This window comes from Polynucleobacter sp. MG-5-Ahmo-C2 (assembly GCF_018687735.1).
Lineage (GTDB): Bacteria > Pseudomonadota > Gammaproteobacteria > Burkholderiales > Burkholderiaceae > Polynucleobacter.
This window is the reverse complement of sequence record NZ_CP061304.1, coordinates 1,049,279-1,072,006: the sequence shown is the minus strand read 5'-3', so window position 1 is coordinate 1,072,006 and position 22,728 is coordinate 1,049,279. Positions and strand designations below refer to the sequence as shown.

The 22,728-nt window shown below is 43.6% G+C and carries 23 protein-coding genes and 1 tRNA gene; 20 read left to right on the top strand and 4 right to left on the bottom strand.

Annotated features, from left to right (window positions below):
• Nucleotides 1-228 precede the first annotated feature (228 nt).
• The 3 genes from flhD to C2740_RS05555 all read left to right on the top strand — a co-directional run bounded on the left by flhD (nucleotide 229) and on the right by C2740_RS05555 (nucleotide 4,613).
• The gene (gene flhD / locus C2740_RS05565) at nucleotides 229-561 is read left to right on the top strand and encodes a flagellar transcriptional regulator FlhD (protein WP_096672510.1); all 333 of its coding nucleotides are present in this window, start codon (nucleotides 229-231) and stop codon (nucleotides 559-561) included.
• 44 nt (nucleotides 562-605) lie between these two features.
• Nucleotides 606-1,169, top strand: a complete 564-nt coding sequence (gene flhC, locus C2740_RS05560) for a flagellar transcriptional regulator FlhC (RefSeq protein ID WP_215292117.1) — start codon at nucleotides 606-608, stop codon at nucleotides 1,167-1,169.
• A 183-nt stretch (nucleotides 1,170-1,352) separates the two neighbouring features.
• The gene (locus C2740_RS05555; protein WP_215292116.1) at nucleotides 1,353-4,613 is read left to right on the top strand and encodes a hypothetical protein; all 3,261 of its coding nucleotides are present in this window, start codon (nucleotides 1,353-1,355) and stop codon (nucleotides 4,611-4,613) included.
• Nucleotides 4,614-4,617: 4 nt separating this feature from the next.
• Here C2740_RS05555 and C2740_RS05550 read toward each other — a convergent pair whose 3' ends face one another.
• Together C2740_RS05550 and C2740_RS05545 are read right to left on the bottom strand one after the other, a co-directional pair.
• Nucleotides 4,618-4,881, bottom strand: a complete 264-nt coding sequence (locus C2740_RS05550) for a type II toxin-antitoxin system HicA family toxin (RefSeq protein ID WP_215292114.1) — start codon at nucleotides 4,879-4,881, stop codon at nucleotides 4,618-4,620.
• Nucleotides 4,878-5,123 (bottom strand): DUF1902 domain-containing protein, encoded by a 246-nt coding sequence (locus tag C2740_RS05545; protein WP_215292112.1) that lies wholly within the window; start codon nucleotides 5,121-5,123, stop codon nucleotides 4,878-4,880. Before C2740_RS05545 ends, C2740_RS05550 begins: the two co-directional genes overlap by 4 nt.
• Nucleotides 5,124-5,250: 127 nt before the next feature.
• On the opposite strand from C2740_RS05545, the gene C2740_RS05540 reads away from it, so the two are divergent.
• The 5 genes from C2740_RS05540 to C2740_RS05520 all read left to right on the top strand — a co-directional run bounded on the left by C2740_RS05540 (nucleotide 5,251) and on the right by C2740_RS05520 (nucleotide 10,789).
• Nucleotides 5,251-6,360, top strand: a complete 1,110-nt coding sequence (locus C2740_RS05540; protein ID WP_215292110.1) for a response regulator — start codon at nucleotides 5,251-5,253, stop codon at nucleotides 6,358-6,360.
• Nucleotides 6,361-6,395: 35 nt separating this feature from the next.
• Nucleotides 6,396-6,890 carry a GAF domain-containing protein gene (locus C2740_RS05535; RefSeq protein WP_215292108.1) on the top strand — a complete coding sequence of 165 codons (495 nt, stop codon included), beginning with the start codon at nucleotides 6,396-6,398 and terminating at the stop codon, nucleotides 6,888-6,890.
• A 41-nt stretch (nucleotides 6,891-6,931) separates the two neighbouring features.
• The gene (locus C2740_RS05530; protein WP_215292106.1) at nucleotides 6,932-8,779 is read left to right on the top strand and encodes an ATP-binding protein; all 1,848 of its coding nucleotides are present in this window, start codon (nucleotides 6,932-6,934) and stop codon (nucleotides 8,777-8,779) included.
• Nucleotides 8,776-9,150 (top strand): response regulator, encoded by a 375-nt coding sequence (locus C2740_RS05525; RefSeq protein ID WP_215292104.1) that lies wholly within the window; start codon nucleotides 8,776-8,778, stop codon nucleotides 9,148-9,150. The genes C2740_RS05530 and C2740_RS05525 overlap by 4 nt, the downstream gene beginning before the upstream one ends.
• A gap of 61 nt (nucleotides 9,151-9,211) precedes the next feature.
• The gene (locus C2740_RS05520; protein ID WP_215292102.1) at nucleotides 9,212-10,789 is read left to right on the top strand and encodes an ATP-binding protein; all 1,578 of its coding nucleotides are present in this window, start codon (nucleotides 9,212-9,214) and stop codon (nucleotides 10,787-10,789) included.
• A 25-nt stretch (nucleotides 10,790-10,814) separates the two neighbouring features.
• Here the strand turns inward: C2740_RS05520 and C2740_RS05515 are convergent, their stop codons facing one another.
• Nucleotides 10,815-11,204 (bottom strand): surface-adhesin E family protein, encoded by a 390-nt coding sequence (locus C2740_RS05515; RefSeq protein ID WP_215274061.1) that lies wholly within the window; start codon nucleotides 11,202-11,204, stop codon nucleotides 10,815-10,817.
• A 275-nt stretch (nucleotides 11,205-11,479) separates the two neighbouring features.
• Here C2740_RS05515 and C2740_RS05510 point away from each other — a divergent pair, with 275 nt between their 5' ends.
• The 10 genes from C2740_RS05510 (at nucleotide 11,480) to C2740_RS05465 (ending at nucleotide 19,952) form a co-directional block, all read left to right on the top strand.
• Nucleotides 11,480-13,078 (top strand): EAL and HDOD domain-containing protein, encoded by a 1,599-nt coding sequence (locus C2740_RS05510; RefSeq protein ID WP_215292092.1) that lies wholly within the window; start codon nucleotides 11,480-11,482, stop codon nucleotides 13,076-13,078.
• Between the two features lie 262 nt (nucleotides 13,079-13,340).
• Nucleotides 13,341-13,874 (top strand): helix-turn-helix domain-containing protein, encoded by a 534-nt coding sequence (locus C2740_RS05505; RefSeq protein WP_215292084.1) that lies wholly within the window; start codon nucleotides 13,341-13,343, stop codon nucleotides 13,872-13,874.
• Between the two features lie 66 nt (nucleotides 13,875-13,940).
• Nucleotides 13,941-14,336 carry a surface-adhesin E family protein gene (locus C2740_RS05500; protein WP_215292082.1) on the top strand — a complete coding sequence of 132 codons (396 nt, stop codon included), beginning with the start codon at nucleotides 13,941-13,943 and terminating at the stop codon, nucleotides 14,334-14,336.
• A gap of 83 nt (nucleotides 14,337-14,419) precedes the next feature.
• Entirely contained in the window at nucleotides 14,420-16,018 is a 1,599-nt protein-coding gene (locus C2740_RS05495; RefSeq protein WP_215292080.1) for a hypothetical protein, read from the top strand.
• Nucleotides 16,019-16,050: 32 nt separating this feature from the next.
• Nucleotides 16,051-16,887, top strand: coding sequence for an OmpA family protein (locus C2740_RS05490; protein WP_215292078.1), 837 nt, complete (start codon nucleotides 16,051-16,053; stop codon nucleotides 16,885-16,887).
• Nucleotides 16,884-17,783 (top strand): EH signature domain-containing protein, encoded by a 900-nt coding sequence (locus C2740_RS05485; RefSeq protein WP_215292076.1) that lies wholly within the window; start codon nucleotides 16,884-16,886, stop codon nucleotides 17,781-17,783. Before C2740_RS05490 ends, C2740_RS05485 begins: the two co-directional genes overlap by 4 nt.
• A gap of 114 nt (nucleotides 17,784-17,897) precedes the next feature.
• Entirely contained in the window at nucleotides 17,898-18,281 is a 384-nt protein-coding gene (locus C2740_RS05480) for a translational machinery protein (protein ID WP_215292074.1), read from the top strand.
• 21 nt (nucleotides 18,282-18,302) lie between these two features.
• Entirely contained in the window at nucleotides 18,303-18,563 is a 261-nt protein-coding gene (locus C2740_RS05475; RefSeq protein WP_215292072.1) for a hypothetical protein, read from the top strand.
• 154 nt (nucleotides 18,564-18,717) lie between these two features.
• On the top strand, nucleotides 18,718-19,800 hold the full coding sequence (gene dusA / locus C2740_RS05470) for a tRNA dihydrouridine(20/20a) synthase DusA (protein ID WP_251369606.1): 1,083 nt from the start codon (nucleotides 18,718-18,720) through the stop codon (nucleotides 19,798-19,800).
• Nucleotides 19,801-19,876: 76 nt separating this feature from the next.
• A tRNA-His gene (locus tag C2740_RS05465) sits at nucleotides 19,877-19,952 on the top strand.
• A gap of 29 nt (nucleotides 19,953-19,981) precedes the next feature.
• On the opposite strand, the gene C2740_RS05460 is transcribed toward C2740_RS05465, so the two are convergent.
• Entirely contained in the window at nucleotides 19,982-20,497 is a 516-nt protein-coding gene (locus C2740_RS05460) for a hypothetical protein (RefSeq protein ID WP_215292071.1), read from the bottom strand.
• Between the two features lie 116 nt (nucleotides 20,498-20,613).
• Here C2740_RS05460 and C2740_RS05455 point away from each other — a divergent pair, with 116 nt between their 5' ends.
• Nucleotides 20,614-21,396, top strand: a complete 783-nt coding sequence (locus C2740_RS05455; protein WP_215292069.1) for an SUMF1/EgtB/PvdO family nonheme iron enzyme — start codon at nucleotides 20,614-20,616, stop codon at nucleotides 21,394-21,396.
• Between the two features lie 3 nt (nucleotides 21,397-21,399).
• Nucleotides 21,400-22,728 (top strand): ATP-dependent RecD-like DNA helicase, encoded by a 1,329-nt coding sequence (locus C2740_RS09455; protein ID WP_215292067.1) that lies wholly within the window; start codon nucleotides 21,400-21,402, stop codon nucleotides 22,726-22,728.

The window sequence follows — 22,728 nt, the reverse complement described above, 5'->3', positions numbered from 1 at the left end:
TAACTTGGGCTTTTGCTGGCCATTTGAATGGCTACTTTTGATTGCTTGCCAAGATCTACAGCAGGATTTAGAAGCTGAACAATTACTCTTTGAGAAGCATTCTATACGCTCTTGTAAGTAATTTCCTTACTAAATTTGTAGCATTTATCTCATTTAGAAAAAAATTGGGTCGGGCAAACTACATCCATCGCGAAAGTACTAAATCGCACAAATTAAGTGAGATAGAACATGCAACTGATTGATAAATCACAAGAAAGCATTATGACAGAAATTCGTGAAGCGAATCTGAATTATTTGATGCTGGCTCAACAGATGATTCAAGCAGACAAGGATCAGGCTGTTTTCCGCCTTGGTGTCAGCCAGGATATCGCTGATTTAATTGGGGATTTAAGCAATTCTCAACTGATTAAGCTGGCTAGCTCCAACATGATGTTGATGCGCTTTCGCTTTGATGATGCTGCTATGTTGGGTATGCTGACCAAAAATACTAAGGGTTTATCCCAATCTATCGTCCACAGTTCAATTTTGATGGCTGGCCAAAAAGCCGAAGCCATTGCCTAAGTTCTGCAATATCCAATATCTTTAGCGAAAGCGGAATTTAGAATATGAAAGTCAAAAGCATTGTTGGTGAAACTGAGCAGCTGCAATTAGCGATTCAGTTAATTAATTTAGGTGCCCGCTTACAGTTGCTGGAGTCACACACCTCTTTATCCCGCGAGCGTTTGACGAAGCTTTATAAAGAATTAAAAGGGATTTCGCCGCCAAAAGGCATGCTGCCATTCTCAACCGACTGGTTTTTGACTTGGCAACCGAATATTCATTCTTCTTTATTTCTCAATATTTACAATTTCTTAAAAGAGAATACTGGTGTTACTGGTATTCAGGCGCTGATTAAGTCCTACCAACTTTACCTTGAGCAGTACCACATCATTGAGCAGGCAGACGACCATCCGATCAGCGATGAGCCAGTTATCAGCTTGATTCGTGCATGGACGCTCATTCGTTTTGTAGAGCAAAAACTGCTCAAAACTGAAACGTGTTCTTGCTGCAAGGGTAAGTTTGTAGTTGATGTGTATGACCTACACGAAGACTACGAGTGCAATCTATGCAACGTCCCCTCAAGAGCAGGTAAGTACCAGAAGAACAAGAAGTATCTGCTAGCTGCCTAACTGCCTAAGATTTTTGAATTAATAGGCTTTACCAAGCTGTAAAGCCTTCTCAAAGCAGTATTCCTCGTGGAGATTTGGAAATAAGGCTATTAAGTGCCTTTTTTCTACCCATTAAAAAAACATAATTTAATTAATATGGATTAGTTAGCTAAGCCATTAATTTTATTGTGTTTTTTTGTTTCTATGAATAATTCGATCGCTACCTTAGCATCTAATCTGCAAAGTGCAGTCAATGATGTTCAGGCACGTCTTGTAACAACGCACACACAGATCGCTGATGGCAAGCGCACACTGTCCACGGAAGAAAGTAGCGTTGTTGCTAGATTATCTGCGCAAGCATCTAGTCAATCAGGGGTGCAAAGCAATATCACAAACGCGACAAACATTATTAGCGTTGCCCAAAGCGGCTTAAGTTCAATTGCATCGATTCTGACCCAAATGCAATCTTTAGCAACTCAAGTCTCGAACGGTCTTTACAACGGCACTGATCAAACAAATCTTTACAACACTTTTTCAAAATTAAATGCAGAGATAACAAAAATTGCCGCTACCACAGGAATTAATGGCAATAACCTCTTGTCAGGCAATGAAACTCTTTCTGTGGTGAGCTCATCGGATGGTGTAAATAATAAAACTATATCCGTACAGGGTATTGATATTGAGAGCTTGCAGGCAGATCTCAACGCTTTATCTTTTGCGGTTGCCAACATTGATACGACAACAATATCAACAGTAACAGGTATTGATGAGGGGGTGGGAACCTACGCCCAACAAAGTATCAGCTTTAACGCCATGGCCAATGGCGACTCTGCCACAGTAGGTGGTCTGACATTTACCGCCAACTCCGATTTAACTGCATCAGAAGTAGCAAATATCTTTTATCAAAAGATTGCTAATAGTAGTTACGTTAGTAGCTATGGATCATTTGGTGTCAGTAGTTTTCAGGGTGGCTATAACCTAACAAGCCCAGGATCGGGTAGTAGCGTTACGTTTACAGGCGCGACTACTGGACCCATGAGTTCTATTGCTGTTGGTGCAACCTTATCAGCAAGAACCCCGCTGAGTTCATCAAATGTATCCGGATCATTTGGTAGCGATTCTTCAGCAGCGCTGATAGCGGTATCATTTCCGCCGGTTGTAGCCGGGGATACTGCTACGGTAGGTGGTCTGACCTTTACGGCGAGCCGCAATTTAACCCCGACTGAACTTGCTAGTATCTTTGCTGCAAAAATTAACTCAAATACTGGCAGTGATTATGGTAGCTTTAGTGGTTCTTTTGTAGGGAGTTTTAGTGCAGTAGCATCTAGCGTTTTGACATTAACGGGAAGTTCTAATGGGGCTAGAACTTTGGACGTTAGTGGTCGCACTGCTAATGCAACAATTACCCAGGCCTCAGATGTCACTACTTCAGTAACTGGTAGTTCATCCACCTCAGGTACCAATGCGCAGCAGTTAATTCAGATGCGCGCTTTATCTGCTGGCGAAACTGAAACTTTAGGGGGGCTTACCCTTACAGCCAATTCAAATATGACAGCAACTGAGGTTGCTATTGCATTTTTAAATAAACAGCAATACAACTCAAATCCCCCATCAAGCGCAGGCTCCTTCAATGGAACTAGCTTTAGTTATAGTGGGCAGTTCTCTTTGAATGCCTACAACATAACCAATGGGCAACTTTATGCCTATGCTTCTAGTTCGGGGTCCAAAGATTTAATTCCTGCATCCGGTAGCGTTACTGGAGCAAGTGGAAATACTTCTTTAAGTGCGTCCGACGTTACCACGCTGGTAACCGGAACTGATAGTTCGGCTGGCGCTTATGCACAACAAACTGTGCAATTTCACGATATGTTCACTGGAGAAACAGTAAATCTTGGCGGTAACTTAACTTTCACAGCCACCAGTTTTGTAAATGCCACTACTGTGGCAAACAATTTTTCTGCTCGTATGAGTAACTCCTCCAGTTCGCCTTCGGGAGGGTACTTTAGTGGGTATTTTTACAATTACTTCACACCTGGAACTATCTCTAATGGCGCTTTATCAATTAGGGGCACTTATTACGGACCGCAAAGCGCAATATCGGTAAGCGGTAGTTCAGGTTCAATTACCAATAGCAGTGCATATTTATCATCCTCTAACGTTAACATTGTAGAAGCTGGTTCTGCCGGGACTGAAGGTGTGCTTGCTCGGCAGACAGTCAGTCTAAATAAATTAAATGCGGGTGATACTGCTACGATTGGCGGCTTAACCTTAACTGCAGCTGCGGATTTAACCAGCACACAAGTTGCGGAAATCTTTGCTAGCAAGATTGCAGGCGCTAATCCAGATTCTTCCTTGGGATCTTTTAATAGCACTTCATTTATTGGCGGCTTTACTGCTACCAGCGCTATCAATGTCCTGACCTTAACCGGTTCAACGAATGGACCGAAGGACAATGTGACAGTAAGTGGCGCTGTTACTAATAGAGTAGCCTTATCATCCTCTAACGTTAACATTGTAGAAGCTGGTTCTGCCGGGACTGAAGGTGTGCTTGCTCGGCAGACAGTCAGTCTAAATAAATTAAATGCGGGTGATACTGCTACGATTGGCGGCTTAACCTTAACTGCAGCTGCGGATTTAACCAGCACACAAGTTGCGGAAATCTTTGCTAGCAAGATTGCAGGCGCTAATCCAGATTCTTCCTTGGGATCTTTTAATAGCACTTCATTTATTGGCGGCTTTACTGCTACCAGCGCTATCAATGTCCTGACCTTAACCGGTTCAACGAATGGACCGAAGGACAATGTGACAGTAAGTGGCGCTGTTACTAATAGAGTAGCCTTATCATCCTCTAACGTTAACATTGTAGAAGCTGGTTCTGCCGGGACTGAAGGTGTATATGCCCAGCAGACAGTAACTCTGAGTGCTATGAATGCTGGCGATTATCTTACTATTGGTGATTTAGAATTTACTGCAGCGTCATCTCTGACGGCGACGCAAGTTGCTGCAATCTTTGCTAGCAAAATTACTTCAGGTACCGATCCATCTTCTTCATTAGGATCTTTTGTTGGCTCCACATTTAGCGCTGATTTCAATGCCACCAGCTCTGGTGACGTATTGACATTAACGGGTGCTTCTTATGGACCGATGGATGCTGTCAGCGTGACTGGGGTAATTTCCGGGGAGGACAATGCCTCAACAGCAATTACCTTGATTAATGAATTTATTTCGCATATTTCTGCTACTCAGGCATCTATGACGGCTGCCAGTACCAATCTGACTACTGCGTTTGATAGCAGCACTGCATTAGAGACAAGCTCGCAGGCTGCAGCGGATGAGATTCAAAATATTGACTTGACTGCTTTGCAAGCAGATCTACAGAAATTAAGTGTTCAGCAAAGTTTAGACTTTCAGGTAGTTTCACAGCTGAATTCTGCAGCCTCTTCTCTTCTGTCAATTTTTAGGTAATAACTTAGTCTGGGTTTTCTTCGGAATCTTCTTCTTGATGAGCAACAAATTGTTCCGGAAGGCCGGCAATCTTTAAAATGGCATTAGCAGTATGGTGCGAGAGTATTTTGCTATCAAATGGAAAATAAATCCCTGTAATTGGTGAGAACCAAATATCGTGGTTACCACGGTGAGCTGGCGCATGATAGTTGCAGCCAGCCTCTTTCAGTATTGCCAGTAAATCTGAAGAAAAAGAGTTGCCTCGATAAGATCCGATAACTTTAGTCATGATGACGCCTCAGATGGTATGTGAGCTATTGAGGATTTACGGGCTAGCACTTCATACACAATTTCAGCTTGGTCAGTCAGTTTATTCAAAAGCATGAGTTCTGGAATCATGGAAGAGAGCTTATTAAAGAGGATTTCAATCGAGTCAGCCTCGGTTGCTAATCCCTGCACATCATCTGAGGTCGCAGACCAGATACTCGCATCGTTGTCCCATTCTGCGCGGATAAAAAATACTTTTTGCATGTGCTCCTCCAGTAACCAGATTGGTGCGACTTCAAAACATTCAATAATGCTGCAAAGATAATATAATAGAATGAGGTGAAAATCGCCTATTCGGTCTAAATTTCCTATATAAATCAGTCACTAAGCTATGAAACCTACCAATATCCTAATTGTTGATGATACTGCCGAAAATATTGATTTATTAAAGGCTGTATTGGAGAGCCGTGACTACGCTGTAAAAGCGGCATCTAGTGGGGCCGAGGCTCTTAAGTCAATAGAGGAATCCATTCCAGATCTCGTGGTGCTAGATGTGATGATGCCGGAGATGTCTGGATATGAAGTGTGCCAAGCTATCCGTCAGAAACCACAAACTGCATTGCTGCCAGTGGTCATGCTGACAGCGCTTGATCCTTCCAGTGAGAAGGTCAAGGGCATAGAAGCTGGAGCAGATGACTTTTTAAGCAAACCGATTAATCAGGCCGAGTTACTGGCGCGCGTCGATTCCTTGCTGCGCATTGCCGGCTTGCAAAAAGAGATTGCTGATAAAAATAGTGAGTTACTGCAACTCAATCAAGATTTAGAGAAGAAAGTAGCGCAGCAAGTACAAGAAATCGAAAGCTTGAATAAGTTAAAGAGATCCTTGCCCACTGAAGTCGCCACCAAAATTGTGGCTGATAAACAAGAAGATATATTACAGCCGCATCGTAAAGAAATCACCATTGTGTTTTTTGAGTTGCGTGGCTTTGGTAATTTGGTAATGGAAAGAGAGCCTGAAGAGGTCATGATCATTCTGAGTGAGTTTCATCAAATTCTAGGCAAACTCATTAGTCAATTTAACGGTACGGTACAGCGTTTTTCATGCGATGAAATCGTTATCTTTTTTAATGATCCCATTCCAGTTGATAACGCCCCAATGCAGGCAATCAATCTTGCAAAACGATTTCAAACTGCTTTTAGTAATCTCAAAACTCGCTGGGTCCAAAAGGGCTACAACCCATCTCTATCACTAGGGGTTGGTGTTGCAACTGGCTTTGCCACCTTGGGTATGATGGGTTTTGAAGGGCGGGAGGACTATACAGCGATTGGCGCAGTCACTGAAATTGTTTCTCGGTTATGCCGTGAAGCCAGGGCTGGTGAAATCCTCTTGGATATGCGGACTCAGTCTCGCTTAAATGCAGATTCTGGTGTTAAACCCCGTGGGTCTATTATGTTTAAAGATATTGATAAGTCCATTGAGGCTTTCAAAATCGCTCAGTAGCAATCCACTTCAATCCATTTGATTGGGAGTAAGAAATGCAGACACCCGAAAATCCGCAAAATGAAGCAGAAAGACTTGCCGGCTTGCGCCAGTTAGAAATTCTAGATACTGAACCTGAAGAGCGTTTTGATCGGGTTACTAAATTAGCGCGATCCGTATTTAATGTACCGATTGCACTCGTTTCATTGGTTGATAAAGACCGGCAGTGGTTTAAATCCAGTTGCGGTTTAGATGCCTCAGAAACCCCGCGGGATATTTCTTTTTGTGGGCATGCGATTTTAGGTGAGGGTATTTTTCTGATCCCTAATGCACTAGAGGATAGCCGCTTTAAAGATAACCCTTTAGTGATTGGCAAACCATTTATCCGTTTCTATGCTGGAATACCGCTTTATCTACCCGGCGGTTTGGCCGCTGGCACGCTCTGCATTATCGATACTGAGCCAAGAATATTTTCTGAAAAAGAGCAGGAACATCTAAAAGATCTTGCGCTGGTAGTTGAGCAAGAGCTCATATCTCACTTTGCCGGCTAAGCGTGATAGTCCCAAAAAATCTCTGAATTGCAGGCGATCAATTGAAAAGTAACCGCTTAGTTATTATCGCCTCTGGTGTAGCGCTGGGTTTGTTAATTGTTGCGATTGCTATAGCCGCCAGTTTTTATTTGAAATTCAATGCGGAATCAGACTGGAAGAAACAAACAGATAATATCTCCCTGACATTATCAGAGCACGCGGCGCAAACGTTTATCTCGGCAGAAGTTGCGCTCAAGAGTATTTATAGTGCCTTGCCGCAAAGTAGTCTTACTAGTGAGGCAGCATTAAAGCAATATGCCTCCCAAAAAGCAGTGCACTTATTGCTTGCGGAAAAAATTAGTTCAAACCCCTTAATTGATGTGGCCTCAATTGCTCTAGTAGATGGAAGCGTGGCTAATTTCTCAAGATCTTATCCGCCACCATCAATTAACTTATCGGAGCGTGATTATTTTCAGTGGCTTAGAGACCACCCAGAAGCGAAAATTTATTTCAGTATCCCTGTTAAAAATAAAGGCACCGGTAAATGGGTATTTTATGTAGCTAAGAGACTGCAGTCTACCAATGGAGATTTTATTGGCACTTTACAAATTGGAGTCTCAGCAGAGAATTTTTCTGAATTCTATAAGAAGGTGATTAGCAATCTAGGGGATGGTGCCTCGGTTGCCTTGTATCGCGACGATTTCTCTTTAATGACCTCATATCCCTTTAAGGAAGATTTAGTTGGTAAACAAATTTTGACCAGTAGCACTAAGAAACTGATGTCAGAACAAGGGATTGATCACGTGGTTGCAGAAGTGAGTTCTCAGAGGGTCATTCAAGATGGACTTTCTGAGGTTCGCATCGTGGCTCCAAGGCGCGTAGCCAATTTCCCTTTTATTGTTACGCCCGTAGTTGCTGACACTATCTACCTCAAGACCTGGCTCAGAGCGCTCTATTCAATTTGGCTGATCGCCATTCTCAACTTAATCTTGCTATTCATTTTTATCAAAATGATTTTGAATCGGAATCAGCAAATTCATAATGAGCTGATTCAAATTAGTAAGGCTGAAAGTGCTCTAAGAGAGTCCCAGAAAATTATTGAGAATCAGAACTTGGAGCTTGATAGTAAGGTGCGTGAGCGCACTTTGGAGCTTGAGAAAAATCAAATTCGCTTACAAGAAAGTAATCTTTTATTAGAAAATGCAAATCGACATAAATCTGAGTTCTTAGCCAATATGTCGCATGAGCTGAGAACCCCCCTCAATTCCATTATTGGATTCTCAGAGCTTCTCAAAGAAAAAATCTTTGGTGATATCAATCCCAAACAGACTGAATATGTCAAAAATATTTATAACTCAGGCAAACATCTGCTGGATTTAATCAATGATATTTTGGATCTATCTAAGATTGAATCTGGTGAAGTCAATGTCTTCAGGGAAATTTTTTCACTCAATAAAGCCATTCAATCTTGTGTCGCGATTGTGTCTGAACGAGTCAAGAAGAATAAATTAAAACTCCATGTTTATATTGGCGAAGGTGAAAACCTGATCTATGCTGATGAGCGAAAAATGAAACAAATCTTGCTCAATCTTTTAACTAACGCTGTTAAATTTACCCCTGAAGGTGGTGAGATTGTGGTGCAAGCAGAAAGTACTGAGGCTGGCATCCATGTCATAGTTAAGGACTCTGGCATTGGCATTGCTCCTAAGGATCAAGAGAAGATTTTTGAAGAATTTAAGCAGGTTGAAAATAATTACACCAGAAAGCTTGAGGGTACTGGCCTTGGCTTAGCGATTGTGAAACGCCTGATTGATCTACAAAATGGTTGGCTCAAGCTTGACTCAGCATTGGGTGAGGGCTCGAGCTTTACATTCTTTATTCCTAAAGTGGAATCAAAGGCTTCAGAATGACCCATGTATTAATAGTCGATGACAGCCTGTTAAATTTGAGTTTGGCTAAAGACATTTTGCAGTCTTCAGGTTACGAGACCAGTGAAATTGACTGTGGCGAGGATTTACAAGGACAACTTGAAAAGCAAGTTCCAGATTTGGTATTAATGGATATTCAGCTGCCTGGTATGAGTGGTTTTGATTGTTTGAAGCTTATGCGCTCTGATAATCGCTATGCTGCCATTCCTGTGATTGCTTTTACTGCTTCAGTCATGCAAGAGGACAAGCAAGCCATTATGGATGCTGGTTTTAATAGCCTAATAGAGAAACCCATCGGGTTTAAAGACTTCCTCAGCACGATTGCATCTGCACTGCAAAAGTCCGCTTCCTAAATGATCAATTCCCTAGAATAAAGTTTTACCAAATTGATAGGCCAACCTATAATTTGACAGTATGACTAGCTCCAATCATTCTTCAGATATCACCGTTCCAGCGGCAAAGTTAGCCGAAGAGCAATCTTTTTCTATATTGGGTCGTGAGGAATTTGCAAAGCTAGCTGGTGTTGTTATTGCAAATACAAATGATATTGTTGTCATTACTGATATTCCTACTGACAGCCAAGAGCCACGGATTGTGTATGTGAATGAGGCTTTTGTGCGGGAAACAGGATATTTGGCAAATGAGGTGTTGGGAAAAAATCCTCGAATTCTTCAAGGCCCAAGATCTGACCCAGAGACTAAGGGCAGAATTTTTGCAGCTCTTAAGGAGTGGAAGCATATACGTGAAGAAATAATCAATTACAAAAAAAATGGTGAAGAGTTTTGGCAAGAACTCAATATTTTTCCCATTGCCAATGAAGCGGGTTGGTTTACCCATTGGGTATCAATTCAGCGGGACATTACTGAGCGCAAATTATCCGAGCAGATCATTATTGAAACCAAGAATCGCCTTGAACTGGCGGCCCGGGCTGGCGCTGTCGGTATTTGGGATTTTGACTTTTTTAATAACCGCTTGGTTTGGGATGACCAGATGTGCATTTTGTATGGCATTGCTCGAGACCAATTCGGTGGTTCATATGATGATTGGACAAAGAGACTGCATCATGACGATAGAGCGGCTGCCGAGTTGCGTATTACCAAGGCCCTCGAAGGCGCCAGTGAATTTAATACCCAATTTAGAGTTGTTTGGCCTGATGGCAGCATTCACTTTATCCGAGGCTTAGCTGTTGTTAAAAGAGATGCTGACAATAAACCACTACGCATGGTCGGCACCAATTGGGATATTACTGAACTGCTCAAGGCGAGGATGGATGCCGAAGCTGCCCTGAATGTCAAAACTCAATTTCTCATGAACATGTCTCATGAGATACGTACTCCTATGACTGGGATTATCGGTCTATCTGCTTTGGCCTTATACGAGCCATTAAGTCCAGTGGTGCGAGATTATCTTCTTGGAATTGAATCTTCCGCCAAGCTCTTGCTTGAAATTGTGAATGAGATCCTCGATTTCTCTAAATTAGAGGCTAATAAAGGGCATATCAATACTGCGCCATTTTCTATTGAAGATCTTTTCTCTAGAGTGCGCAGTCTGTTTTTAGAAGGTGCCAAGGCCAAGGGTTTGCAGTTGAATCTTACTTGCGACTTAAAATCCAACGCTCAACTAATTGGCGATTTTTTTAATCTGAGTTTGGTGATTAATAATCTGATTGGTAATGCGATTAAATTTACCGAATTTGGTTCAGTAGATTTATCGATTCAGAAACTCAAACTAGAAAATTCCACTCTAACGCTGCGCTTTACTATCAAAGATAGCGGAATTGGTATTTCGCCAGAAGCTCAGGAGCAAATACTAGAGCCATTTGCTCAAGCCGATGGCTCAATTTCTCGGCGTTTCGGTGGCACTGGATTGGGTCTGACAATTAGTAATCGCATTTTGGAGATGATGGGCAGCAAGCTCGATATCCAAAGCGTTGAAGGGCAGGGTTCAACATTTAGTTTTGATTTGGTGCTAGTTCAAGAGCGTCGCAATTAAACCATGGCCAACCAAGCTTAGCGGCTTATTTGGGGCGGCACAAATAATTAAACACTTTGAAATTTAATACGTTGGGTGGGATGCTCAGCCAATTTTCTGGTTTGTTGGATGAAAAGATTCGATCGCCCTGGCCATTTTTTTCAGTGTAGGCATATTTTTCTAGAAAACGCGCCTTATTCTCGGTGCAATCGTATTCATAAAACGCCACCCCAGAATACACATCTCGATCACCTTCAAAAATTTGTTGCGGTTTTTTAAGGTCAAATAAAACCCATGCTTGAATGGAGTAGGGGCCACGTTTAATCGTACTTGTATCAACTTTGACAACAGCAATATCATTGCTACCAAGTTCGAGCCAATTGGCCATAGCCACAGAGCTAAAGAAACACAGAATCATTGCAGCTAATTTTTTCATTGATGTACTTTCATTTACCGTCAGAGCGTACGACTAAAAATATTCTATTCTGTATTTTATGATGAATATGAAATACAGAATTCTCAATAGCTTGGGTTATCGTTAAACTTATACTCTTATTTTCCCCTATATAAAAAATGGGTATACAAGATCACCTAGAAAGACTCTCATGGGGGCCTTAGCGTCTCGTTTTGGTGCGGATCAGGGGTTAAAGCTGCATATAATTGTGGTAAAAATGATGCGATCGCATCACTTGTTTGACACCCCCTTTTGCCATGGCACTTTTTAAGAAAAAAGCACAATCTGCACCGATTCAGGCCCCTAGAGGTCCTGAGAAAATTGCGCCTGAAAATCCTTATCTTGGACGTGAGCCGATTATTAATAGAGAGCAGGCGATTATTGGCTATGAACTTTTCTTTCGGCCAGGCACCACTCTGAAAGCTAAACGACTGAACGATCGCGCTGAGGTCTTAGCGCAAATTGCTAAGCGCTTAGCGGATGACCCCAAGGCAGAAGTTAGCTATCCAGAAGAAGTGACTGATGTCAATCTCAGGGATGATGATGGCAAGGAAGTGACTCAAGTTACCCTCTCCGAAATCTTTTATTCTTTAAAGACCAAGGGGGTAACTCAATCCCTGGGACAACATTTGGGTTTTATCAATATTCGTGCAGACCAGCTGGGTGATGAGCTTAGAGGTTTTCCGGCAATGAAGTTTCCCTTGCAAATTGATCTTGCAGAAATTTTGGGTGCTATTGACGCTGAAGCGAAACAGACTGAAGAGACTGCTCAAGCTTCTGAGGCTAAAAAAGAACTTGACGACGCTGAGGGTCCTCCGGTTCCTGAAATTCTGCAAAAGCTTGAGAGATTGAGAAGTGCTGGCTATAAATTTGTTTTAACCGGCTTAACGGAAGTGGTTGATGGCATAGATGATATTTTGCCTAAATTTCGTTATGTCAAATTAGACCTGCAAAAGGTTGCTAAGCCATTTAGTCTGATTGATTACTGCAAAGGTATACCTTTGCCGCGCGATGAAAAATCAAAGGATGGTAGCAAGGTTTTGCAAATCATTGCGACCAATGTCCATGTGCCAGAGGATTTCCATCAAGCAAGAGATTTGGGATGCGATGCATTTCAAGGCTTTTACTTTGTGAAACCCGACCCTGAACTTTCTTTGCATCGGGGTGAGGAGTATCGCAAGTTATTGCAGCTATTAACTTTGCTGCTGTCATCCCCGGAACTTAAAGACTTGGTAGCCTCAATTGAGGCTAACCCAGTCGTCGCTAAGCATCTGATGGTTATTGCTGAGATTGATTCACGCAGGAAACGTGAAAAGCCTGAGAATATCCGAGATGCTGCAGTCATTTCTGGCATCAAGCGTATTACCCGCTGGACTCAGCTCTTGCTCTATGCGGATGCTAAAGCTAAGGTGGCTTTAGATGCGACCCCCTTGTTACAGCTCGTTTGTGTTCGAGCCTTCTTTATGGAGTCCTTATCCACCAAGTTGGGTGCGGGTGGGGGTTTGGGTTCTACTGATTTAGCTTTCTTGGTTGGTGGACTATCTTTAATTGACAACCTCTTTGATGAGCCAGCTCGCGAACTGCTATCCCACTTCAATCTCCCCGGTGTCGTCGTAGATGCGATTGTCGATCGTTCCGGTATTTTGGGGCAACTGCTATCCCTAGCTGAAGCTGCGGAAGTGGGCGATTTAGAGAAATGTCGCCATCTATGCTCTGATGAGTTAAAGACGGTGACCTTGGATGATGTCGCCCAAGATTCACTATTGGCAATTAAAAACTTTGTTTCCCAAACCCAGTTTGCGCCTGAAGAGGATGTTTGGGAGAGTGCTAATTCGGCAGATGAGGAGTTGGCTTAAGGGCTAGCGGGGCCCAACGCTTGTAGACGGCTGCTTAATTGGCCCGAAATTGTCATCCAATTGAAATACTTGCATTGTGATAATTAGTGTATACACTATCCTAAGTTCATGATTATTATGGGCAATGTCCAGTAGGCTAGTATTTCAGGGCCAACTATTCATCGTCGATACTGCTCATAAAAATGATTCGATATTGTTTGGTTAAGTAATGGCGTTGTTGGGTATGCAATTCATTTTTTGCTAACCCTTTTAGGAGATTTTGGTGTCCGACAAGCAGAATAATCCATTGCCAAAAATACTCGGCGAGAACTTTAAAGTTGCTAGAGAAAAGCGTGGCCTATCTATAGAAGAGTTAGCAAATCAAGCCATACTTTCGAATAGTCAAATTCGGCAAATTGAAGGCAAAGAGCAGGGCGCGTTTTATTCGCCGCTGATTAAATATTCAAGCGCTCAAAAGGTTGCCAAAATCCTGGGACTGCCTGATGACCAAGCATTTGATGCAAGCCAAGAAGTAGTTGATGATGACATTCAAGCGCTCAGGGAGCAAAAAGAGCTCAAAGAGATCGAAGCCATGCTGGCTCAAAAAATGATCAATGAGCTAAAGTTTGAAAAACCAAGCTTGATTCAAAAGATTATTCGCAAAAAAAGCTCTGCGCAATTACCAATTCAAGGTATTGAGCTGCCGCAAACTAGCCGACCCAATCCAAGCTTCAAGCGCATTGCTGTTTTATTGGTTTTGATTGCGGCGCTCGGACTCGGATATTGGCTGCTCAACCCATACCTTAATGTTGCTTAAAGTGAAGCTAAACTGAGATTTATGTCCAGCATCCTCAGTACAATGAATTCGCAGAAAAATTGCTGCATGATTAAGCAACTTGTTTTACTTTGGATGCTTTTGCTTGCTGGTCAGGCTAACGCTGATTGGACCAAGGTGACGGCCAATCAAGATATTTCTGTTTATATTGATGCTCAGGCTATTCAAAGAAATATAAGCCTTGTCAAGGTCAAGGTATTGGTCAATGAAAGCAAGGATTTGGTTGTTGATAAAGATCGTTACCCTTATCAATCCTTCAGAACTTATATTGAGTACAACTGCAAAAAAGAGCTCCAAAGAGCTCTTTCTACTAAGTGGTTTTCAGAGTCGATGGGTGAGGGCAATGTGGTTTATCAAGATAAACACCCCTATTCCTTTGCTCCGGTTGCAGAGGGCACACTTGGCCTGGTTGTGATGAAGCGCGTTTGTAAGGGCGCTTCATGACTAGCTTTATGCAAAATATCGCTCAAAGTTCACAATGAATCTATCTTGTAACATCTCTTTATTCTTTTAATTTCCGCTAAACCATGCAAACACCAGTCAATCTATACCTACCCATCGGCATTGCAATGGGTATTCTTCTTGTAGCTGCTTTTTTGTACTGGTCTTGGTCAAAAGTAATATACCAATCTAGTGCTCAAATTCAAGACATTTGTGGTGAGCTCAATGGCAAAGAAGCGGTTCACGGAGATATTTTTACAGCGGCTATTGGATCCACAACAAACAATCGAATTATCGATTTACTTCAAGAGAGCGCAAGAAACCTTATTACCATTCGAGGGGATTCGGGCTCTAAGCAATACTGCTTAAAGCCTTACTCAGATATTTGGACAGCCAGAAATATCCTGGCTGGCAAAATTAATCTCTCGCTGTATGAAACCATGCCGAATATTTTGATCGGTGTAGGTTTGATGTTCACCTTCATCTTTCTGGCATTAGCATTAAATGACGCAGGTCAGGCGATGACGGGTAATCAAGAGTCTCGCGATGCCGCTCTCAAGGGTTTGATTGCAACAGCAGGTGGTAAGTTCATTACCTCGATTGCTGGCTTATTCACTTCCTTAGTTTGGAACTGGGCCGCCAAACTCACGCTTGAAAAGCTAGAAGCAGCAATTGATGATTTACAGACTCAGCTCCGAGCAATGATTCCTGATAATGCTCCACAAGCAGTCATTCAAGCGCAGCTTGGAATGTTCCATGAAATGCTGTTGCAAAACCGTGAACAAGTTAATCAATTAAAACGATTTGAAACAGATTTTGCACTGTCCATCTCCAAGGCGATCGGCAATGCACTCGAGCCTTTATTTAATGATCTTAGCGTGAAGTTAATTGATGCATTCGATAATTTAACGGAGCGGATTAGTCGTATTAATGAAGAAGCCTTGAAAAATATCATGGAGAAATTCTTAGAAGCGATTAAAGGTGACTCTGCAAAAGAAATGGAACAATTCAGAAAAACCCTGGTTGAGGTCACTGAAAAACTCAATATTGCTGGCGTAGGGGCTGGAGTCTCTCTTGCGCATGCGGGCGATTCTTTTGGTAGTGCTATTAGCGCCCTAGAAAAGACAGTTACCAAGACCAATGAAACTATGCTTGGCTTAGAGTCTGGTTTGCAAAGGGCGAAAGAGTTCACCAGCGAAGGTGCTACCAAATTGGAGTTTGTATTGGGTGGATTGATTGGCTCTGTAAATGGTATTGATAAAGTGATTGTCAATGTTGATTCCTTTGTGCAAAAAATCCAATCTAGCACTGAGTCTCTTGGTTTGATAGCCCGCAGTTTGGATGGCACTGTGGCTTCACAAGAAATAATTAGCAAAGAGTTCGGGGTAGGCATTCCTGCAATGTCCAGCGCCCTCAAAGACGCTGTAAATGAAATTAAGCTTGGAACCGATGCTTCTCGTGCGGCGCTCAGTTCTTTAAGGGCCGAGTTTGAATCAACCAAGAGCTCGATTGATCAAACTGTCAATCATTTGACGACGGGTGTATCGGATTATTCCAATAAGGTAGTGCAATTGCACTTTAAATTAGATGAAAAATTAGCCCAGGCGATTTCCTCAATTCACACAACAATCACGACCTTAGAGCAAACCATGGATGATTTTGTTGAGTCACTGCCAAAGACTTAAACGGATATCTCCATCAAAGTTAGAACAGCACCATGATTTTTTTACCATCAAGCCACAATAAACAATCTGAAAAGGTTGAAGAAGCTGGCTATCTTGCTTCGGCAAGTGATCTGATGATTGGCTTATTGTTTGTTTTCATCATCATGGTGGTGATGCTCTCTCAGCGGGTCGATTCTATTCAAAGAGGCGAGAGTGTGAATGATCCCCTTGCTAGCGCCGTGTTGATCATCGGGCAAAAGTTTAAAGAGGCCGGCCTGAATGTGGTGATTGATCCACAATCGGGCGTCATTGGTTTACCAGCAGATGCTTTGTTTGGGTTTAACAGTGCTGTTCTGAATGACAATTCCACTCAGACATTAAAAAAGGCAAGAGAGTCTTTAATTAAGATTCTGCCTTGCTATGTCCACTCAGAAAGAGCGGCCAGACCATTAGACTGCCCACCCAATGATGAGGAGGCAGAGATTGAAACCATTTTTATTGAAGGCCATACCGATTCTAAGCCGCTTCAACAGGGTAATTACACCAACTGGCACCTGGGTTTAGATCGCGCACGTGCAGTTTACGAAGTGCTGACTGAGGGCAAGCCTCAGTCCTATCAAAATGAGCGCAAGTTAGATGTTTTTGGCATTAGCTCTTATGCCGATAAGCGGGTAGTCAAAAGCTTCGGCTTAGAAGATGCAGAAAAAAGCCGTCGGGTAGAGTTGCGCTTTATCTTAGCGTTCAAGCCGGATTCCAAAAAAGGCAAAGCGGCTAGAGAGGCTTTAGATGCTGCTAGCACTCCAACAGCCCCAACAATGCCTGCAGCTACTCCTACACCAAGCAGTAATGCAATTCAGGCTCCGAATAGCAAGCCTATATTGTCAAAATGAACTTAGCGGTATTACCAGAAGATTTTCCTCTGCTAGCTAGCGCTGCGCAAAGGATTGCTTCACAAAAAATATCGATTGAAAGAATGGGCCTCCCACCCGATATTTTTGCGGTAGGTGAGCGTACTTTTATTCGCTTCTCATTGGCGCAGCTTTCGGGTCATCAAGTAGATCAACGCTATTGGCGTTATTTTCCCTATGCCATTTGGCTTGAGCCAGAGCGCAGCCTATCCAATCGAGCTGATTATTTAAACGAATATTTTGAGATGCATCTGCCACGCTCTCTCAAGATCGCCAAGAGGGCTATGAAATGGGCTGAGCCCCTTTTCTATGTTTATCTCTATCACTTTAAGCCCAATGACCCTGTGTTTGAAAAGCTAGCGCACGTAGCGCAAGGTTTTTTTACCGGTGGTGCCATTAAATCTGGCACTGCCCTCAACTCCTTGACCCATGATTTAAATCTCTTCAGTACTGCGGATGGACCTAAATGCATTGCTGAATCCATCCTCAAAACAAAACGGGGGTTGATGGGGTGGATTAATCAATTTGATCTATGGCCAGGATTTCCAGCAACTGTCTTTGCCCAAAGTGCCTTGATTGAATTGTTGAAGTTCCCTAAAGAAAAAAGACGACAGACAGACTATATCCACCTGGCATTTGATTGGGGCATTCAAGCCCAAAATCAATTTCGCCATCCCGAAACCAAAATACTTTTTACCGATGCCTTGCTGCTGGCCTGGAAAGGGGTTAAGCCACCAGAGGACCTCAAAACAGCTATGAGCGCAAAACTGACGAGTGTCCTTGGTGACCCCAGGGTTGATCAAGAGCAGTGGCAGGGTATCAGTAGTGAAGCGGTTCAGGTGCTGGTGGGCTGGCTCAATACAAAATCTAGTGAGTAATTTTCTAGTGATTTAAATCAAATCTTGACATGTTTTTTCCTCATAGCAGGAGTATGCTGGCCCAGTAGCTTATATATTAATAAGGCCACAATTAGGATCACCCATAGGAAGAATATGTCATTAAATCATGCAGTTATTTGGATCGACCATCAAGAAGCGCACGTGATGTTTTTAAGTGAATCTGCTAGCGAGGCAGAAATCATTCACAGCAAATCAACGCATACCCACTTACATCACAAGGCAAATGAGATGGGTAGCGGAAAAGTAGCGCTAGATTCCAAATATCTTCACTCGGTGCTTCAAGCCGTAAACGAATCCAAAGAAATTCTGATTCTCGGACCAGGCTCTGCTAAGCTAGAATTAATCAAGTATGCACATCAACACGACGCCATAATTGCTGAAAAGATTGTTGGCGTAGAAACCGTTGATCATCCTAGTGATAAAGAAATTCTGGCATATGCACGAAAGTTTTTCTACAAAGTAGATCAGATGCTTTAAGCAAGCTATACAGGGGACAATATGACTAAAGAATTAAATACAGAGCTGGGTCCAGATGGTCTTCCGGGTCACGACTATTTCTTAGATGCTGTGAACCATATTGATGAGGCGGTTTCCAACAAGTCAATTGCCATTGGTGCAGCAAAAGGCATTGTCTATAGTCTAGTAGAGACGCTTGGGACTATGGTGGGCGACCCTGATTTGCCAGCCCACCTGAAGTCTGGCTACATGGGAGCTCTTGATCTAGCCGTGGAGTTAGAAACAAAGCTTAGTAAGTTTTAGTAAGTTCTGAAAGTCGCATCTAGTGATGAGCCACTAAGGCACAGATCTCTAAAACCTAAACTACTCTTCAGGCGGGTATTTAGGGATGAATGAGACATCACCTTTTTAAAATATAGATAGCATCATCACTCGAAATATCGACTAAAAAATATCCGTGAAAAATAGTCCAAAGAAACGCCTAGCAGTCGCTCCCATGATGGAGTGGACAGATCGTCATTGCCGTTCTTTTCATCGGGCACTCACTACAGAGGCAGTTCTATACACCGAGATGGTGACTACAGGAGCGCTGATGCATGGCGATGTACCGCGACACTTAGATTATTCACAGGATCAGCATCCCGTTGTATTGCAGTTAGGTGGTTCAGAGCCAAATGATTTGGCAAAATCAGCAGTGCTGGTTCAGCAGTGGGGCTACGATGAGATTGATTTAAATTGCGGTTGCCCCTCAGAGCGTGTGCAACGCGGTGCTTTTGGAGCTTGCCTCATGGCTGAGCCTACTTTGGTCGCTGACTGCGTCAAGGCAATGAGGGATGCGGTGGATATTCCGATCTCAGTAAAGCATCGCCTAGGCTTAGATTCTATGGATGCCGCTAACTCTGAACAAGATTATCAATTTGCACTCAACTTTATATTGGCAGTAGCTGATGCTGGTGCAAGTCAAGTCACCATTCATGCACGTAATGCCGTGCTCAAGGGACTTTCGCCGAAAGAGAATCGTAGCAAACCACCACTGCGTTATGAAGTTGCTGCCAAGCTAAGATCGGATGCGCAAAAACAATTTCCGAATCTTAAAGTCTTGCTCAATGGCGGCCTAGAATCTAATGAGCAAATTGCAGGGCATTGGAACGATTTTGATGGTTTTATGGTGGGTAGGGCCGCATATCATTTTCCAGCGATGCTGCTGGGCTGGGATGACTTGATCAATACTCATGGTGATGCAGCTGGCTATCTATTTAGCGAAACTGAGTGGCACAGAATTCAGATCGCCTTGGTGACTCAAGTACAGAACTGGTTTGATGAATGCCAAGCAAAACAAAAACCGTTTTATATAGGCGCATTCACAAGACACATACTGGGGTTAGCTCACGGTAGAGCAGGTTCACGATATTGGCGCCAGCGCCTTTCAGATCACCACGCTCTGGCCAAAGTTCAGAGTAAAGCAGCGATTGTGGATTTCTTCATCGATGCCAGCCTTACCCTGGGAGATTGGGCAGCCTTTGACTATGAAGTCGCTTAAGAAAAGCCCAAAGTGAGCAAACAGGCCATTTTTGACAGGTTTTTGAGCAAAAAGCTATAATGTCACCTCTACAACGGCGGACGTAGCTCAGTTGGTAGAGTCCCAGATTGTGATTCTGGTTGTCGCGGGTTCGAGCCCCGTCGTTCGCCCCACCAAATTCTGTAAATCAAAGCTCCCAATGTCAATTGAGGGGCTTTTTTTCTTGGATATTTTTTGTTCTTGCGCTGCGAGCCGACTCAGCCGCAGCATTCGACATTCTGACTGCTTCTGCTGCGGCTTCAGTTGCTCGCTTTGTTGCTTCTGATGCCTCAGCTGCTGCCTTGATGGAAGACTCTTCCGCATGATTCGCTACTGCAACTGCTGCAGTAGCCGCCGCAGCAGAGGATGCAGCCGCCGCTTCAATAGAGGCTTCAGCGGAAGCTGCCGCAGCTTCCGCAGCCGCTTCAGCTGCCTCAATAGCATCTTTAGAGGCAGCAAGATGTGCAGCTTTTGCGGAATTACGCGCTGCTGATAAGGCCTTTTCTGCAGCAATAGCTGCCCGCTTGGAGGCTTCCAGAGCGCTTATCGTAAGGGAATTCAGGGTGCTGACTGCGGCAGCATATTGCTGGTTCAGTGTGACATAGCCTTGGCGTAAATTCTGAACTTCAGTTTCTAGGCTCAGCAGTTTTGCATAAATCTTGTCTATATCTTCTTTCATATCCTTTGATAATCTACCTCATGGCACTGAATATCAAGCATTTCTCATAATGTATGAATTCGCCAATCTCTTTAAAATAAAAGCCATTCAATTGAGTCACTTGGAGCGCTCCTGTCATGAAAAATTTTGATTTCACGGCCATTCTGTTTGGCCTGCTGCTAACTGCTATTGCAGCTTATTTCATGTTGCGCCCATCTACTGGTCAAAGTACCCCTGCATCCTCTATTCCAACAGTGCAAATTGGCAATCTCATTTGGGATCAAACTGAGATGAATATTGCTGATGTCAAAGGCTTTGCTGCTACTGGTTTTGTGAGTGCTGCCGAGAAAAAGGGTGGCGGCCTTTCTTATGAAGGCGGCTTTGTGCAAAAGCCGGGTTGGACTTGGAAGACTCCTTACGGAGTTCCTGCAGGAGATTCTGAGCCTGCAGCCCATCTCAATCAAAAGGAAGCAGAATCCATCTGCCGTTACTATGGCAAACGTTTACCAACGGATGCTGAGTGGACTTCCGCTGCATTCGTGGAGCAAAGATCCAATCCTCCTGCTGGGTATGCCAAAGGACAGCGTTATCCATTTCCGGGTGGGAGCGCTCCCACGGTTTCTCATTGCTTAAGCGGCTGTGGTGACTATCAAGGTTTAGCGCCCGCGGGCGCTCTGAATCGTGGCACAGGGCACGTCACCACAAAGACTACTAAGCCAGGGGTCAATGGCATGTATGACATGGGTGGCAATGTCTGGGAGTGGACGGCTACTGAGCGTAACGGCGGCTATATTACTCGCGGCGCTTCCTGGTGGTATGGCCCAGAACGTCAGCAAGAGTCTGATGTGGAATCTAAAGCAGGTGATATCGCGGTGGTGTATATCGGATTTCGGTGTGTTGCCGATGCCGTGAAACAATAGGGGATGACTAGTACTGCAATAGATTCATCTGAGATTGAAGTCACCCCTGATTACCAGGCGGTGATCGAGGCCATTGAGCGCCATGATCCCTATATCTTTGTCAGCGGCAAAGCGGGCACTGGCAAAACAACCCTCATTGGTTATCTTCGAGACACTATTCCCGGTAATGTTGTCGTTGTAGCGCCAACTGGTGTAGCGGCATTACAAGTGAAGGGCGTTACCATTCACTCTTTCTTCAGATTGCCGCCTCGGTTGATCTTTCCAGAAGAGGATATCAAGCCATTACGCGATAAGCGCCTTTATAAAGATATACGTCTACTCATCATTGATGAGATTTCGATGGTGCGCGCAGACGTAGTCGATGCAATGGACTTGTTCTTGCGCGAGAACGGGCCACAAAAAGGTAAACCCTTTGGCGGTATTCAGGTGATGTTTGTGGGGGATTTGTTTCAGTTGCCACCAGTAGTGTCGAGCAGTGATATGCAAGTACTTGCTGATCGTGGTTACGAGGGGCCTTATTTCTTCTGCGCCATGGCTCTGCATCGTAAAGATGTCACCATGGTGGAGTTATCCAAGATCTTCCGTCAAAAAGATGAACACTTTGCTGATCTTCTCAATCGTATCCGTATTAATCACGACGTAGATGAAGCCATTGATATTCTGAATGCCCAGTGTTATCGCAAAGATATTGAGGCAGATGAAGAAACCATCACACTCACCACTACCAATGCCAGAGCAGATCAAATCAATGGTGCTGGATTGCGTGCTATTACGAATGAAGTCAAAGTATATGCAGGCAAAACGACTGGTAAGTTCAATGTCGATGAGCGTAACTTACCTTCAGCCAATAATCTGGCCCTCAAGGTGGGCGCAAAGGTGATGTTTACCGCCGCAGATCCAGGTTTTCCGAAACGCTGGGTGAACGGCACTATTGGTGTTGTGCGAGAGATGCTCCCAGATAAAGTAAAAGTGATGGTAAAAAACGGCCCTTATTCCAATACCGTTGAAGTCACCGGACATCAATGGGAATCCTATCGTTACGATCACGACATGATGTCTGGAAAGATCTCGCCTAGCATTATTGGTACTTATGTGCAGATTCCCTTAATGCTAGCTTGGGCGGTTACCATTCATAAGAGCCAGGGCAAGACGCTTGATAAAGTCAAAGTAGATCTATCGTCTGGTGCATTTGCCTCAGGCCAAGTCTATGTGGCGCTGAGTAGATGTAAAACCATTGAAGGCATATCATTGCAAAGGCCGATTGAGCCTAGGGATGTGAGCTGTGATCAAGAGATCAAGCGTTTTTATATGAATTGCTTGCCAGCCAAATAA